The sequence below is a fragment of the Paenibacillus sp. F4 genome, from assembly GCF_002894905.1.
Taxonomy (GTDB): domain Bacteria; phylum Bacillota; class Bacilli; order Paenibacillales; family Paenibacillaceae; genus Paenibacillus; species Paenibacillus polymyxa_B.
The window spans coordinates 216,319-233,340 of record NZ_POVS01000006.1; the positions used below are offsets into that span (position 1 = coordinate 216,319).

Consider the following 17,022-nt stretch of genomic DNA (forward strand, 5'->3'; position numbering starts at 1 on the left):
CTCTAATTCTCCTTGTCATTCAAAATTTTTGTAAGCTCTGGTGCGTCCGGTTTGAGTCCCTGCATGATGGCTGTTTTGTATGGTAGTGAAGCAAGGGCATCCCCAAAGCCAATCACGCCGCAGATAGAGCCGTTTTGTATGAACATACGTGTATAAGAAGCTCGATTTTTAATAATCAGGCTGGTGTCGCAGACTTGTTCATCTACCAGACCGATGGAAAAGAGAGGAGATTCATAGCAGTTCGAAAGGGTTACAGGGAGGGGACGCTGATAGCTGACGGATGCGCCCGCCATATTAGCGCCTGCTATTTTTCCCTGCTCCATTGCGCTTTCCCATAACCCATCTACTCTACTCTGAAATTCGGCTGCATCACCTGCTGCATAGATATTGGCGGAGCTGGTCTCCATCTGCGCATTCACCAGAATGCCTTGTCCAATATCAAGGCCGATTTGGCGAGCAAGCTCCGTATTCGGTACAATTCCGATAGAGTACACGACATGCTCGCAAGGGATAACAGAGCCGTCCTGTAGTTCCACACCTTCTACGTGATCTGTGCCTGTAATACGTTTTACGCCTTGCCCAAGGCGGACCTGAGTACCCCGTTCGGTCATTTGATCGGTCAAAATAGCGGAGGCCTTTTCATCTAGCTGGCGGGGCATAAGCCGCTGCGAAGCTTCCAGTATGGTTACAGCATACCCTGCTTGCTGGAAGGACCAGGCGGTTTCCACGCCTTGAATACCGCCGCCGATGATACATATCCGGTCTCCCTGTCGCAATTCCGCTTTAAGGCTATCTGCATCTTGTCGAAAACGGATATTGTGAACGTTCCTTAGAGAAGCCCCATCCAGCACAAGCTTACGGTTGTGAGCTCCTGTACACAGCAACAGCTTGTCATAAGCAACGGTTTGTCCATCTATTGTTTTGATAGTACAGTCCTCAGGATGTATCTCGGTTATCTTGATGCCGGAATACACATGAATTCGTTGATTGGCAAACCATTTTTCCTTTTTGATCAGGATTTTGTCACTGTGCAAATCAGTGAATAGTCCCTTGGAAAGTTTGACTCTGTTATACGGAAAGGATGCTTCCTCCCCGTAAATAGAAATTTCGGCCAGCTCATCATGATCTCTAATCGCTTTTGCCGCGTTGACGGCGGCGACACTGCCTCCGATAATAACGTAATGTTGGTTACCCATTCAGTATCTCTCCTATTCGCTATACGCTACTGTGTTTTAAATAACACTAAGCAGTAGATCTGAGACAAATTCAGCGGCATTTTTAATTTTTTTCACTTTTTCAACTTCTGTAGGAGAGAAACGAATACGTACCGGGAATTCTACATGGGTCATACCCGTTGATTTGATTACATCTGAAGTGCTTTGGACCTTCATATTAGTACCGTTCAAGTAATCCTGTACAACTTCAATGGCTTCCCCGCTCCAGCCGTAGGAACCAAAGGCAGCAGCCAGCTTGCCTTCCAGATTCATCTTTTGCATTTGTTGCAATAGGTCTTCCAATTTGCCCGTCATGTCGGCATATTTGGTAGAGCTACCGACGAAAACAGCATCTGCTGAGGCAATACTATTCAATATTTCCGTTTCATCGGCTTTATCCACGTCCCATAGCTCCACCTTGATTTGGTTCTCCAAAAAGCAGTCCTTCAGGATGTTTGCCATTTTTTTAGTATTATTTTTCAGGGTGGCATAGACAATCGCGACTTTTTTATCCTCCTTGGTTTCGGTACTCATAGAGGCGTACAAATCAATAAACTTGGCAATATCATGTCGGATCGCGAAGCCGTGGGAAGGTGCAATCATCTCAATATCCAGATCGGCAACAGCTTCGATTAATGTGCGCACATATCTGCGATGTGGATGAATAATAGCCTGGTAGTATCCGATAAAGTCCTCGGTGATATCAAAACCAGCCTCATCGGCAAATAGATGTTCTACAGCCACGTGTGTACTGAAAATATCGCAAGGGAACAAGATTTTATCTTCTATACAATACGTAATCATGGTTTCTTCCGTATGCAGATAAGGAGTTTCTTTGAACAGCAGCGTTTTGCCTCCAATGTCCAGTTGATCCCCATCCTTGATTACGAGGAAGTTGCGATGCTGAAGCTTGTACATTTGTTGAATTTCCGGAACGGCAATCTCAGTGCAGACAATCGTAGCGTTCGTTGCCTTGGAAGCAAGTGCCGCCAATCCGCCCGAGTGATCTGGTTCCGTGTGATTGACGATGATATATTGAATATCCAATGGATCGATCAATTCGGCTACAGCTTCGGCAAATTCTCTACCGAACGCCATATCCACGGTATCTACAATGGTCGGTTTTCCGGTTTTCAATAGATATGCATTATAGGTTGTACCCTTTGATAGTAGAAGACGATGAAAGGGAACCTCACGATTATCAATTTTTCCTACCCAATAAATATCCTTTGCCAGCTTGAATCCGGGCTTCATAGGAATAACCTCCTGCTTGTTATTGTTTTAGCATCTTGCATAATCCGATTCTAGTTGGATGTGTCGATGAAAAAGATGATTGAAATCAAATTTTTAAATAATTAAAAGTATTTTTTACTTAAATTTAGTTTTGTGATTGCAATCACAAGGCGAACGAAATAATCCAATACAATAAAGGTATTAATCCATCTTAAGCAAATTTAATTTCAAACAGGAGCGTGAACCAATATGAAAAAATCAAATCTCATTCAATTTCAGGAATATAAGGAAGCTGCGTTTACAAAACGAATTGTGCATAAGGAAGCCGACAATGTAATTTTTATTCTCAACTTTACTCCTAATGCTGAGTTGCCAACACATAATCACCCAGGAGCGAATGTATATTTGCTTGTTCTTGAAGGCAGCGGTATTGTAACTGTGAACGGCGAAGCAACGGAAGTTGTCCAAGGGGATATCATTCATGTTACGGGAGATGAGCACTTTTCCTATCGTGGCGGTGCAGAGGCAAATTCCAGTCTGCATGTAGTGTTGACCCAAACGCCAAGTGAAAGCTATGCGCAGAACATATAAAAGAGGGCACAGCACCATCATTGTATAAATGGAGCATTGGCATAAATCGTAAGAGTGGATCTCTAATTGGCAATATATAGATATTTCATAATGCAACATGCTCATATCAAAAAAAAGAAAAAGGTTATTTTTTTTTACACTTATATTGATAATGAATATCATTATCAAATTTTAAGAAGAGGTGTTAATAGCCAATGCAGACAGTAGATTACAAGCAGGTGCCAGGGCACTGGATATTAGCAAGTCTCGGTAAGCGCGTGCTTAGGCCCGGAGGGTTAAAAACGACACGTTGGATGATAGAGGGACTTGACGTAACCGGACAGGATGAGGTTATTGAGTTTGCCCCCGGATTGGGTATAACTGCCCAAATCACACTGCGGCTTAATCCCCGTCGTTATATTGCAATTGAACAGAATGAGAAGGCGGCTTCTATCGTAAAAACGTATGCAAGCGGAGCAAATCGGGAAGTCATTATTGCCGATGCTGAACAGGTTCCGTTGCCGGATGCCTCTGCGACGGTGGTATATGGGGAAGCCATGCTGACGATGCATACAAGGGCCAAGAAAGCGCAGATTATTTCGGAAGCCAGGCGGCTTTTGAAAGTAGGCGGGAAGTATGCAATTCATGAGATGTGCCTTGCTTCTAACCATATTGAGCCTACGCTCAGAAAACAAATTTACAAGGATTTGGCTGTAGCCATGAGAGTTAATGCGACACCGCTGACGGTGTCAGAGTGGGAACAGCTGCTGAAAGAGGAAGGCTTTAAGGTCGTTAAAATCTATACGGTTCCCATGCACTTATTGCATCTGCCACGTATCATTCAGGACGAGGGCTGGTTGAGATTGGGAAAAATTGCCTTTAACCTTATGCGTAACCATGCTGCCCGGACAAGGGTTATGGGTATGCGCAAGCAGTTTGTAAAGTACGCCGACCATCTGCAAGCGGTCAGTATCATCGCTGAGCGATAGCCTGAATTCACGAATAAGAGAATAAAGCTTTTTACGCAATAGCAAAAAAGGAGACGAACCCCTATTCAGGGATTCGTCTCCTTTTTGTATATTTGCTGCTTTGGCTTGGCCGCTGGCGTGCGCATGCTTTGCACCCCTCTGTTCGTCATATAATAGGCGTAATGAAAATTTCCAATTCCTGATGTTTTACATTACCATAGTGACTGAGATCATTGGAATAGTTAACCAAAATAATAAAATAGGCATACTTCAAAAGGAGGAAGCGTGTTATGAAGCTGCATCGAGCCATTGTGGTGGATGATGAAACCTTTACTCGTAAAGGGCTGCTTCAACTCATGGATTGGCAAGCCTGTGGTTTTGAAATCGTAGGAGAAGCTGATAACGGTGAGGATGCGCTGGAGCTAATCAGCCGTATTCACCCGGACCTGGTCATTACCGATATTCGTATGCCTGTGCTGGACGGATTAGAGCTGATTCGGTCTGTGCTCGAACAGAGTACAGAACATCCCGCGTTTATTATCTTAAGCGGCTATAGTGATTTTGCTTATGCGCAGCAGGCAATCCGCTATGGGGTTCATGATTTTATGCTTAAGCCGATTGATGAGGGTGACTTTTCGGCTACATTGCGCAAGCTGAGTGAAAGACTGCATCGTGAACAACAGAATGCACAACGATATCAGAATCACCATGCAGGTGGGCTGTTAGAGACTGTGATGATGAACCCAGTGGATGATGTAGTGGTGACACAGTGGGAGCAGCAGCTACGGCTTGGGGAAGCCACTTATATGTACTATGTACTCGTCGAGCTGAATGACCAACATCCCTGGCGCTCCGGTGACAATAATATCATGCTATCGCTTTTCCAATTCAGGGAGCTTATAGAGCAAGCGCTTCATCGTTTAATGAATGGCAAGTACCCTCTCTATGTTCATGAGCATCGTAACCGGATTGGTCTTATCGTACCGGACTTCTTTTTGGAGTGTTTTGAAGGCAAGGTTGAGGTTTTTATGAAAGCGCTACAACGAGAGATAGAGGGGATGAAGACACTAAAAGATCAGCTGGGAAGTCGAGTTTTCGTTTATGCAGGAAAGCCTGTGAATCGGTTGCAGGATATCCAGCAGTCCTATGCCTGTGCGAAGGAAGCAGTGCTCCATAAATACATTTATGACCATGGCGGTATTGTTGTTTATCTACAGGAGGAAATGCCACCACTTCACTATAAGACCATCCCTCAGGACGTACTGGATCGCTTGACGGAACAAGTTGAGGAACTGCGGTTGGATGAGCTGCGTGTGGCCGTGGATTATTTATTTAGCAGCTTTCGGGAGGAGTGTTATGCTCCTGAGGCTATGAAAATGAGTTTGCATCAGTGCGTACTTAGTATCGTTCGGGTCATTCAAAACATGCAGGGAGATGAGCGCTCACTTCAGTCACTAGAACCGATGATGAACTGGCAGGACATGAACCTGTCCCTAGGTGAACTACAGCGATTGTTTACAGCTTTTGCAGAGGAAAGTGGAAGGTATATTGGGGTTCTGCGCAAGGATTGTCAGCAGGGAGGCATCCAGCACATCCGTGCTTACATTGAGCAGCATGCCGCCGAGAATATAAGCCTAAAAAGCATTGCGGCTCGCTTTTACATGAACCCGGTATACCTCGGTCAATTGTTCAGAAAAACATACGGTGTGTACTTTAACGAGTTTCTGCTGAAATTGCGCGTTCAGCAGGCGAAACGCTTGTTGCGGCAGACAGATCTGCGGATTTATGAAATTGCTGAGCGCGTGGGCTTCGGTAGTTCAGACTATTTTGTTACCCAGTTTGAAAAGATGGCGCACGCCACACCAAGCGAATACCGCAACAGCCTGATTGTTGGCAACGAGTCAGAGAGGGCCGGCGAATGAAGATGCTGAGAATGACTCTTGATCATGTGCGACTGCGAGATAAAATGCTGCTGCTTTATTTTCTCTGTGTTTTTACGCCTGTAGTGCTGACCAATCTGATTTTTTACCATGTCACCTCGCAAAATGTGAAAGAACAGCGTATGCAGGATATTTCGCGCGCACTGGAACAGATTAAAATTGAATTTTACCGTGAATTTGAAGATGCGATGGAAATCTCGTCTATCTTTTATACTGATCATCAGCTCAATGAGGTATTGGAAGAAACATATCCCCACCCTGCTGACTATATCGCCGCTTATGACTCTTATTTACGTCATATTTTGAACAACACGTACAGTCCTGCATACCATTCCGTAGGTGGAATTACGATCTACACCAATAATTCAACGCTGCTGAATTCCGGGGGAATCAGCTTTATAGATGAGAGAGTCAGAAGCTTGCCCTGGTATACCAAAATCCCGCCTGGACGCCAGTCCAAGCCTATATTTGTACGTACCGATGACAGTACAGGCGAACAGCTGTACCCTTTTAGCCTGATTCGGCGGATGAACTACTTTTATTCCCAAAATGGTCGTGAAAAAATACTGAAAATAGAACTGCGAATGTCGTCCATTCGGGAGATTTTCAATAACCTGAATTTGCAAGGAAGTCTCTTTCTGCTGAACGAACGAGGGGAAATCCAATATACAACGGACCCCAAAGTGGATATAAACCACAAAAAAGTGGCCTATAACACTCTCAAGCTGTCCGAGGACACCATGGAGTTCAAGACGAATTATGTGCTTACGAGCAATCTGAATGGCTGGAGCATTGTGGCTGCGGTATCGAGAGATGCAGTGCTGTATGAAATGCAGAAATCCCGCAATTTTGTGCTCTTGTTAACCTGTGTAAATATGCTGCTGCCAACATTAATCATTATTTGGATTACACGTTCGTTGAACGTGAGGATTCATCGTATTTTAAAGCACATGAAGAAGGTGAAAAACCAGCATTTTGAGCTGATTCGCGGTATAGAGTCGCGAGATGAAATCGGGCAATTAACAGGTGAGTTTAATCGGATGACGCTGAAAATAAAGCGACTGATTAACGATGTCTATATGGCTGATATACAGCGAAAAAATCTGGAAATTCAGCGCAGACATGCCCAGTTGAATGCACTTCACAGCCAGATCAACCCACATTTTCTGTTCAATGCACTGGAGACGATTCGCATGCGGAGCTTGATGAAGCATGAGGATGAGACAGCGCGCATTATTCATAACATGGCACGGATTTTCCGCAATTCGCTGGTGTGGAACAAGGATCGGGTTACTTTGCGGGAGGAGCTGGAGCTGATCCGTTGTTTTCTGGAAATCCAGCAATATCGCTTTGGTGAGCGAATACAGTACGAAGTGCAGGCGCGCTCTGAAGACTTGGACAATCTGCTTCCCAAAATGGTTGCGCTGACACTGGTTGAAAATGCAAGTATCCACGGCATTGAGCCGCTAAAGCATGGGGGACGCATTGAGATTCATTTTGAGCATGAGGAAGAACAACTGATTCTAACGGTTCGGGATGATGGGGTGGGCATGTCTGAGGAACAGGTACAACGCTTATATGGTTACATGCAAAGGCAGGAAGAAATGGGTGAGCGTATAGGTCTACAAAATGTCATATATCGTCTTAAACTTTACTACGGGAGCCGCTTTGAGCTTGCCATTCGCAGTGCACCCGGCGAGGGTACGGAGATTCGAATTAGGATTCCTGTGGATCGGGAGTGAGGTGGAGAGCAGTACCTATTTTGCTTTGAAGGACCTTTACCTATAGTTTTCTAAGTAACACCTTTAGATTGACAGGTGAACGAAATGAACAGCATTTTATAAAATGAAAGTGCTTACAATTTAGGGTGTGCGGGATTCTCAGTGCTTGAGGTACGTGCACACGATATTCACACACAATCGACAAAAGAGGACGAAAGGGGAAGGTCTGGCATGACAAGCAAAAGGTTCGGAATCATCGGTCTGGTAATGGTTATGATGGCATCTATGATCACTGCTTGCTCAGGGAGCTCGGGGAAGGAGCCAGCGTCAGGAGATAGCAAGGAGAAGGTCACATTCACGTATTTTAATGCCACTGCGGGCAGGGACATTAATACCAATGAAACGCGGATCGGCAAAATCCTGGAAGATCAGACGGGGGTAAACTGGAAGCTGGAGCATTTGGTGGGTGATTCCAATACAAAGATCGGTACATTTATTGCCAGTAACGATTACCCGGATGTGATAGTACCGGATGGCACGATCGATAAGCTGCTGGATGCCGGGGCTTTTATTCCCCTGAATGATTTGATCGACAAATATGGACCAAATATTAAGCGTGTATATGGACCGTACTACAACTTGATGAAGGCGGAGGATGGGAACATTTACTTTCTGCCGCTCAGTGCGGTGGTAGGCGATTATTTACCTGCGCCTAACTTAGAGCAAGGAGCCTTTTGGGTGCAACGCAGGGTATTAAAAGAAGCGGGATATCCCAAAATCAAAACACTTGACGAGTATTTAGCCCTGATTCGTAACTATGCGAAAAAGCATGCAGATGAGGGCTTGACTGGGTACCTGGCGTTAACCACGCAGGATAGGTTTTATGCTCTTACGAACGCGCCGATGCATCTGGCAGGCTATCCGAATGATGGCGGCACGATTATTGATATGAAAACACACCGGGCCACGGATTATGGAGATATGGAAATCACAAAGCGGTATCTGAAAGAGCTAAATCAGCTCAATGTAGAGGGCCTATTTGATAAATCGTCCTTTGTGGACAATTACGATCAATATTTGGCGAAGCTGACCTCGGGTAAGGTGCTGGGCTTTTTCGACTACCGCTGGCAGGCGGGGCAGGCCCTGAATAATCTGCAGGAGGCTTCCAAGCAATCGGGCAATGATGATATGGAGTATATAGGGCTGCCTGTTGTATACGACCAGAATATAAAGGATCAGTACATTGATCCGTCGTCATTCGTTAATAACCGAGGCATAGGAATTACGGTCAGTGCCAAGGACCCGGTACGTATCATCAAATTTTTTGACAACCTGCTGACCGACGAAAACCAGATATTATCCAACTGGGGAATCAAGGGAGAAACCTATGATGTAGATAAAAAAGGACGCTTTTACCGGACTGAGGAGCAAATTAAGCAGACTGGTCAGGACGCGTTCCGCGAATCATTCGGGTTCAAATATTTTGAATACAGTTGGCCGCGATACGGTAGCGGTTCTACCCTGCCTGACGGCAACTCGGTTGGCCCCGGACGGCAGCCTGAGGTTGCGCGTATGTCCTACACCGATGGAGATAAAAAGCTACTAAAAGTCTATGGTGTAGAGTCCTTCTCGCAAATGTTTTCCGCACCTGACGAGCGCCCATGGTATCCGGCCTGGAGTATCCCGATTGCTCAAGGCTCAACTGCGCAGCTCTTCCAGCAAAAGAAGGGGGACCTGCAGCGCAAATATTTCCCGCGTTTGGTGTTGTCTGCACCGGAGCAGTTTGATGCGATTTGGAATGAATACACTACTGAATTCAACAAGCTGGATGTAAAGGCGTATGAGGAGCTGATCACGAAGGAGGTTGCCAAAAAAATCGAAAATCCCGGTAAAAAATAAAGGAGGAAGCAGCTATGGGCCACTCGTCACCACCACCTGTCACGATCTCCCCGGATCATTTGCCGTCCTCGCGGCGAACCGGCTTTAGGGGATTTATGCACAAGCTGAATCAGCAACGGGCACTGGTATGGATGTCCGTCCCTTTTTTAATCTGGCTGTTCATCTTCAAGTATTTGCCCATCTGGGGCTGGACGATTGCCTTTCAGGATTTTAAGCCTGCCCGCAAGTTGCTCGATCAGCAATGGGTCGGATTAAAACATTTCCATTTTCTATTTCAGGATGAACACTTTCTGCGGGTCATGCGCAATACGCTGGCGATGAGCTTTATTAATCTGGTGCTGGGTTTTGTCACCGCTATAACATTAGCGATTTTGCTGAATGAGCTTCGCCAGCTCGTATTTAAGCGGGTGGTACAGACGATCAGCTATCTACCGCATTTTATTTCGTGGGTGGTCGCGGCCAGCATCATTAGTACGGCGCTGTCTGCAGATGGCGGCATCATCAATGAGGTGCTGATGTGGCTGGGGTTGATTAAGGAGCCTATTCTGTGGCTGGGCGAGGGAAGCTATTTTTGGGGCATTCTCGGTGCATCGGAGGTATGGAAAAATGTCGGCTGGAACACCATCATTTATTTGGCTGCGATGACGATGATTGATCCCTCGCAGTATGAAGCAGCCGAGATGGACGGAGCGGGACGTTTTCAGCGGATTTGGCATGTGACATTGCCGGGATTGAAGCCTGTATTTATCATCCTGCTCATTATGAACATCGGCAATCTGCTGGAGTCCGGCTTTGAGCCGCAATACTTACTGGGCAACGGTATGAACGTGGATTACTCGGAGAATCTGGATATTTTCGTGCTGAAATATGGTATCCAGATGGGTAATTTCTCGCTTTCCATTGCTGCTGGGATGTTCAAAACGGTGGTCAGCTTCATCTTACTGTTTAGCGCCAATCATATTGCGAAGCGGTTAGGGGAGGAGAGGCTGTTCTAGAATAAAGGGAGTTATGGGGGGAGAAGGCCGCTTCGCGTGCGGATTGTTCTTCCGATCGCTGTTATCCCCGTATTTTCTTATTGGAATAAAGATCATAGGTTAAAATCCGGGGATAAAGGCGAGCGCTTCGCTTCTTCAGAACAATTCCGCCCGCTCCGCTGCTGCCCGCCATAAAATCACTTTTTTTGAGAACTGAGGGTAGTGGCAAGGGGAGAGCTTAAGGAAGACGCGTGACTCGCGCTTCCTTGGGTAAGTGCGTCATGATGGCTGGCTCAGCTTCGCTATCGGCCATTAGAGGCTGTTTTTTAGGACTGTGCTATTCGAAGGAGATAGCAGAGGGTGCGTGCTCATGCATACTACAGGTGCAAGTCAGTGGATTCTTAGCAGGCCGCTTCGCTGACCTTGCAACTTCTAATTGCCACTAATAATCAATAAGAGTCTGCTCAAATAGCTACTCAAATTTTTACTCGAATTCCTATCATTGTAGCCACTAATATAACCGTTTCAATTAATAGCACCAGCAGCATCAACAATATTAATCGTATGAATTACAAGGCTGGGTGCTTAAGCTATTTTTTAGAAAGGAGCGGAAGTCATGGGCAAAGGGAAGGCCGTACACGGGCGATTTCGGGCCCCCTCAGATCGAATTTTTGATGCGTGCAATATCGTGTTTATGCTCTGCCTGATGGTGTTCACGCTGTATCCGTTTTTAAATACGCTGGCGGTTTCGTTAAATGAAGCGAATGATTCGATTCGGGGCGGGATCTATTTGTGGCCGCGTGAATTTACGTGGAGTAATTATGAATTTGTGTTCAAGGAAGCGACGATTTTCCATGCTACGCTGATTTCTGTATTACGTACAGTTGTGGGTACAGTGACTTCGGTATTTTGCTGCGCGATGGTGGCGTATACGATCAGCCGGCCGGAATATGTACTGCGCAAATTTGTTTCAATTGCTTTTATTTTAACAATGTATTTTAGCGGTGGATTGATTCCAAACTTTCTCCTGATTCGTGAGCTTGGGATGCTGGGGACTTTCTGGGTGTATGTCGTGCCGGGATTGATTGGAGTGTTTAATGTGATTGTCATTCGCTCCTTTATTGAAGGATTGCCGGAAGGGATTTTAGAGTCGGCGCGTATTGACGGGGCTGGGGAGTTTGCCACTTTTATGCGCATCGTTTTGCCGCTGTGTGTTCCCGTGCTGGCGACGGTGTCGCTGTTTACAGCGGTGGCACAATGGAATTCCTGGTTCGATGTGTTTTTGTACAATTCGTCATATGAGCAATGGAGCACTCTTCAATATGAGCTGATGAAAATACTGCAAAATTCTAACACGTCTGTTAACGCTCAGGACTATGCGAGCCAATTTGCTGGTTCGGAAAATCTGGCGAAGTCGGTCACGCCTACCTCGATTCGGGCCACGATGACGATTGTCGCTTCAGTGCCTATTATCTTAGTTTATCCTTTTTTGCAAAAATACTTTGTGAAGGGTATGACCTTGGGAGGTGTCAAAGGATAGTAACTGAAATCCAATAGTGCCCAATACGAATTCAAAAAATTGGAGTACGGGAGGGATTGCTTTGCGGTCATGTTGGGTTAAGCCTTTTTGTCTGGTACTGGCGGGAGCGCTGTTGTTATCGCCTGTTGGTTGGTGGGGAGCGTCTGTGGCGAAGGCAGCTGCGTCTATAGAACATTCCCCGCCCGTTTCGGATATGGTGCTATCGGTGGGTAGTATCCATAAGACCATTGGAACGTATGGATTTGAGCAAGGAAACAGCGATGGCTGGAAGCCCCGGGGAAATTATACCCAAATTGCATCTGTCACGGAAGCAGCATATGGCGGCACGCACAGTCTGAAGGCGACCGCTCGTACAGCGGCTTGGAACGGGGCAGAGCTGGATGTGAAGTCGCTGTTGCAGCCGGATGTGGAGTATGAAATTAGTGGCTATGTGAAGCTGGATGGTCATTCTGCGGTTCCGAGCATGGTTAAACTTACAGTGGAGCAGCAGCCGACAGGCGGGACTACGACATGGAAGACGGTAGCGCAGACAGAGACGGCGGATACATCGTGGATCAAACTTCAGGGGAAATATACTTTTACCGGGGGGATGGATGCATTGAAGCTGTATGTGGAAAGCTCGAATCCCGCGCAGGCCTACTATGTGGATGAGGTAGAAATAACACAGGTATCGAAGACGCCAACGGAGCCAACCCATGGTATCGTATCCGGGTTTGAAGATGGTACGGCTCAAGGATGGGTGTCCCGTATGGGAGCCGAGACCGTGCAGGTTTCGGATGCCGATGCACGAAGCGGCTCATACAGTCTGCTGACAACAGGCAGACAAAAGACATATGCCGGACCCAAGCTGGATGTGACTGCTACGATGCAAAAGGGCAGCCGATATACGGTCAGTGCCTGGGTGAAGCTGGCGCCGGGTGAGCAGCCTGCCAAGGTGAGGCTCAGCGTACAGCGTGATCACCAAGGGGATAGTGCGTATGAAACTGTTGTAGGCGACACGGCTACTACGACAGGGGGATGGATGCATTTGTCTGGTACGTATACGCTCGCGCATGATGCAGACAGTGTTTCTATGTATTTGGAAACGGCAGAAGGGATGTCTTCCTTTTATATGGATGATTTCGAACTGTCACTTGTACCTCCGCTGGCTATTGAAAAGGACATTCCTTCTTTGCATGGATTATATGGGGGACAGTTTAGCATTGGCACGGCGATTGAAGCTTTCCAGACCGAAGGGGCTTACGGAGAGTTGGTACAGAAGCATTTTAACAGCGTCGTTGCAGGGAATGCGATGAAGCCAATCTCCTTACAACCGTCCGAGGGACAGTTCCATTGGGAGGAAGCAGACCAAATTGTGCAGTTTGCTAGACAGCATGGACTGGAAATTCGCTTCCATACCTTGGTGTGGCATAACCAAACTGGGGATTGGATGTTCAAGGATAAGAATGGACAGCCGATGACGCCGACTGCTGAGAATAAAAAGCTTTTGCTGGATCGGCTGGAGACGCATATTCGCGCTGTTGCAGCCCGGTATAAAAATGTCATCACCGATTGGGATGTGGTGAATGAGGTCATTGATCCTGATCAGCCGGATGGCATGCGCCGCAGCAAATGGTATCAGATTACTGGTACTGATTATATTGAAAAAGCATTCCGTGTCACGAGGGAAGCGGCGGGCCCGAACGCACGACTATTCATTAACGATTACAACACACATGAGCCGAAGAAACGGGATTTTCTGTACAATTTGGTACGTGATCTGCTCGCTAAAGGTGTACCGATTGACGGGGTAGGCCACCAATCGCATATCCGTCTGGAGTTTCCCGCTATTAGCGAGATTGAGCAGTCCATAGAAAAGTTTGCTTCACTTGGTCTGGATAATCAGATTACCGAGCTGGATATGGGGCTTTATTCCAATGACACAGATCGCTATGAAACGATTCCAGAATCTATGCTGATCCGGCAGGCTCACCGCTATCGGGCGCTGTTCGATATGTTTTCAAGGCAGCAGGATCATATCAGCAATGTGACGATTTGGGGTACGGATGATGGAAATACGTGGCTCAGCACGTTTCCAATAGCACGGCTGGATAAGCCGCTACTATTCGACGAACGGTTAAAGGCCAAATATGCCTATTGGGCACTTGCTGATCCGTCCAAAGTCCCGCCGTTGCCAGCAGGGAATAACGAATAAATGGTTTGAATACATGGCGGGCTTGTTTTGCCTTATTCTATGCTGTATCGAGCGTCGCCTTATACATGCATACAAGCAGGCTGTCCTTCACATGTGACATGTAAAGGACAGCCTGCTTTGCTATCGTAAAGGAATTTCAGTTTATTCCAAATTGGCGTGTTGGCCAAACATAGATTTGGAGGTCAGCTTGCGCAGCTCCATCGTTCTGAGTACCAACGCGTCACCGTACAACAGCAGGGTTTGCTCAAACAATGAGCCCATGGGCTGAATCGTCTGGTAGTCCTTGTTGGACGGGTCCTTGGCCGCACCAGGCAGCTTGACGATGATATCGGCCAGTTTACCAATGGTGGAACCGGGAGAAGTGGTTAGAAGCGCCAGAGAGGCCCCGAGTTTCTTTGCTTTTTCTGCCATGGAGATCAGGCTTTTGGTTTCACCAGAGCCTGAACCGATAATGAGCAGGTCGCCCTCGCCCAAACCGGGAGTTACGGTTTCCCCGACCACGTAGGCTTGAATCCCCATATGCATCAGCCGCATCGCCAGCGAGCGAATCATGAACCCTGAGCGGCCCGCACCTGCCACGAATACCTTATTCGCAGTGGCGATGGAGTGGATCAGCTGTTCCGATTCCGTATCACTGATCAATTGTGGAACCAATTGTAGCTCCTTGAGTACCTCAGATAAATATTGAGAGGTTTCCATTGGGGTTAACCTTGTTTGATGAGCTGTTGCATTTGGGAAGCTACAGCCTTTTTGTCATCCTCGCCAGTGATACCGCCGCCGACGATAACCAGATCCGGTTGAGCCTTCACGACCTCAGCCAAGGTGCTCAGTTTAATACCGCCAGCCACGGCAGTTTTGGAGTTTTTCACGACTTTTTTGACGGTTTGCAGTGCTTCGAACGGGCTTTGTCCCTCAGCCTGCAGATCGTAGCCTGTATGCACACAGATGTAGTCAACGCCCAGAGCGTCGATTTCTTTCGCGCGTTGCTCCAGGTTTTTAACACCGATCATATCCACCAGGATTTTTTTGCCGCCTTGTTTTTTCGCTTCTTCTACTGCGCCTTTGATTGTTGCATCTTCAGCTACAGCCAAAATCGTAATGATATCTGCACCAGCCTCGGAAGCTTTTAGCACTTCATAGCCCCCTGCATCCATAACCTTCAGGTCAGCCAGCACTTTCAGATTCGGGAATGCTTCTTTCATTGCTTTTACTGCATGAAGTCCTTCATTGATGACAATCGGCGTACCGATTTCTACGATATCAATATACGACTCTACTTCTTTTACCAATGCAATACCTTGCGGGATATCTACTAAGTCTAAAGCCAATTGAAGTTCCATGTTATTAACTTCACTCCTTAAGTGAATTTATATTTTGATGAACAGGTACATGTTCTGTTGAGTATTACTCTATACTTTGGTTTCATGCACAGGTTTGATTGTAAGGCTCCGATATCCGATTGAAAAGTACGCACTAATTCGTAACGTAGTTACCCCCACGATACTATAGCATCATAAAAACCATCCATGAGAGGGCCTACATTTTGTCTTCTTTAGCATTATTTCTATAAGGGGAGTCAACTATTCGCAACCAATAACCATACACAGCAATGTAAGGTTGCAAAAAAAAGAAGGTAGCGATGATTGAATTGACTTCAAGTTAGGTTTTGACTATATTTGTAATATACTGGTATGCAAAAAATGGAGGCTAAGAGCATAACTACCCTGAAGAGTAGCCGCTGTGCTAAGGGGTAATCGCAATTTTCAGGATAGGGAGGCGGGTTTTAGTGGAAGAGGTCCTGAACCAAAGGGAAGCCATTTATTTGTTGTCGGACAGCCACGAACTCGATAAAGCTTGTGAGTTGTTTAGAATCAGCTACACACATAATGATTGGGATGAAGCGAACAAAGTAGCAGATTATCTGCATACGTTGGCTGAAAGCCTGTATCACACCCAACTGAGAAATGCTGCAGACGGCAAGTATGAGACATTGGACACCAAACACCCGCTAGTGTTTTATTATGCTTACAGTTATTTGGCGAAATCTATTTACTATCAGAATATGGGCAAGTATGAGGAAGCCAGGAACTATATTATGAAGTATAGCGAAATGGGTTGGTTTATGGGGCTGGATCAGAGCGGTCACGAAGAAGTAGAGAGATTCCGTTTCCTCGCCAAGGCCAATTTATTTACGATTGAATTACTTTCGGGGAGAAGGGAACTTTTGCCTGAGTACGTTCAATTTCTTCACGACAATGACGAGGAGCTACTTCCAGGATTGGTTGGTATTGCCGAAGCGGCTAACTTGAATAATTGGAATATAGACGACCTGCTAAACGATTTTGCTGATGATATTAAGATATTTGAAGGTTATGAAGATAGAGCAAACCGCGTATATTATTTAAAACTGGTCAACCAATTGGCTATTTACCATTTCAAGAAGAAGCAGTACTCCGTTGCCTTAAATTATGTCCTTGATTCTCTGCAATTCTCTGCCAGTGTAGAAGCGGATGCCGATTTCAGGATATTGGTTGCTCTGTTTGAGACTTATCGAGATTTAGCAACACCATCACAGCAAGAGCAATATCAAACCATTTTATTAAGGGGGCTTCATAATGAAAAAGGCATTAATCTCGGTAACTATGGTCTTGGCGTTTCTTAGTATTGCTCTTCCGGTGGCAGATACAGTGAGAGGGTTAAAACCCCTACATCCTTCAAATCATGGTGTCTTTTCTCATCATGTTTGAGCATTGGGTTTCCGTGATGAGG

General features: G+C 46.2%; 13 protein-coding genes. 9 read left to right on the forward strand and 4 right to left on the reverse strand.

The features are described from left to right. Positions 1-2: 2 nt before the first annotated feature. The gene (locus C1T21_RS03505; protein WP_103047229.1) at positions 3-1,196 is read right to left on the reverse strand and encodes an NAD(P)/FAD-dependent oxidoreductase; all 1,194 of its coding nucleotides are present in this window, start codon (positions 1,194-1,196) and stop codon (positions 3-5) included. Between the two features lie 36 nt (positions 1,197-1,232). Continuing rightward, positions 1,233-2,468 (reverse strand): FprA family A-type flavoprotein, encoded by a 1,236-nt coding sequence (locus tag C1T21_RS03510; RefSeq protein WP_103047230.1) that lies wholly within the window; start codon positions 2,466-2,468, stop codon positions 1,233-1,235. 228 nt (positions 2,469-2,696) lie between these two features. On the opposite strand from C1T21_RS03510, the gene C1T21_RS03515 reads away from it, so the two are divergent. The 8 genes from C1T21_RS03515 (at position 2,697) to C1T21_RS03550 (ending at position 14,253) form a co-directional block, all read left to right on the forward strand. Next, positions 2,697-3,038 carry a cupin domain-containing protein gene (locus C1T21_RS03515; protein WP_103047231.1) on the forward strand — a complete coding sequence of 114 codons (342 nt, stop codon included), beginning with the start codon at positions 2,697-2,699 and terminating at the stop codon, positions 3,036-3,038. Positions 3,039-3,232: 194 nt separating this feature from the next. Next, positions 3,233-4,006 (forward strand): class I SAM-dependent methyltransferase, encoded by a 774-nt coding sequence (locus tag C1T21_RS03520; RefSeq protein WP_103047232.1) that lies wholly within the window; start codon positions 3,233-3,235, stop codon positions 4,004-4,006. A gap of 269 nt (positions 4,007-4,275) precedes the next feature. Then, the gene (locus C1T21_RS03525; protein WP_103047233.1) at positions 4,276-5,907 is read left to right on the forward strand and encodes a response regulator; all 1,632 of its coding nucleotides are present in this window, start codon (positions 4,276-4,278) and stop codon (positions 5,905-5,907) included. Beyond that, positions 5,904-7,667: a cache domain-containing sensor histidine kinase gene (locus C1T21_RS03530; protein ID WP_103047234.1), complete on the forward strand. Its 1,764-nt coding sequence runs from the start codon at positions 5,904-5,906 to the stop codon at positions 7,665-7,667. Before C1T21_RS03525 ends, C1T21_RS03530 begins: the two co-directional genes overlap by 4 nt. A 210-nt stretch (positions 7,668-7,877) precedes the next feature. Continuing rightward, positions 7,878-9,545 carry an ABC transporter substrate-binding protein gene (locus C1T21_RS03535; protein ID WP_103047235.1) on the forward strand — a complete coding sequence of 556 codons (1,668 nt, stop codon included), beginning with the start codon at positions 7,878-7,880 and terminating at the stop codon, positions 9,543-9,545. Between the two features lie 14 nt (positions 9,546-9,559). Beyond that, complete coding sequence (locus tag C1T21_RS03540) at positions 9,560-10,540, forward strand: ABC transporter permease (protein WP_103047236.1); 981 nt, start codon at positions 9,560-9,562, stop codon at positions 10,538-10,540. 595 nt (positions 10,541-11,135) lie between these two features. Further along, the gene (locus C1T21_RS03545) at positions 11,136-12,059 is read left to right on the forward strand and encodes a carbohydrate ABC transporter permease (protein WP_103047237.1); all 924 of its coding nucleotides are present in this window, start codon (positions 11,136-11,138) and stop codon (positions 12,057-12,059) included. 61 nt (positions 12,060-12,120) lie between these two features. Continuing rightward, complete coding sequence (locus C1T21_RS03550; RefSeq protein WP_103047238.1) at positions 12,121-14,253, forward strand: endo-1,4-beta-xylanase; 2,133 nt, start codon at positions 12,121-12,123, stop codon at positions 14,251-14,253. Positions 14,254-14,394: 141 nt separating this feature from the next. Here C1T21_RS03550 and hxlB read toward each other — a convergent pair whose 3' ends face one another. Continuing rightward, positions 14,395-14,952, reverse strand: a complete 558-nt coding sequence (gene hxlB, locus C1T21_RS03555) for a 6-phospho-3-hexuloisomerase (protein ID WP_103047239.1) — start codon at positions 14,950-14,952, stop codon at positions 14,395-14,397. 5 nt (positions 14,953-14,957) lie between these two features. After that, positions 14,958-15,593 carry a 3-hexulose-6-phosphate synthase gene (gene hxlA / locus C1T21_RS03560; protein ID WP_103047240.1) on the reverse strand — a complete coding sequence of 212 codons (636 nt, stop codon included), beginning with the start codon at positions 15,591-15,593 and terminating at the stop codon, positions 14,958-14,960. A gap of 446 nt (positions 15,594-16,039) precedes the next feature. On the opposite strand from hxlA, the gene C1T21_RS03565 reads away from it, so the two are divergent. Continuing rightward, positions 16,040-16,915 (forward strand): DNA-binding protein, encoded by an 876-nt coding sequence (locus C1T21_RS03565; RefSeq protein ID WP_103047241.1) that lies wholly within the window; start codon positions 16,040-16,042, stop codon positions 16,913-16,915. Positions 16,916-17,022 lie beyond the last annotated feature (107 nt).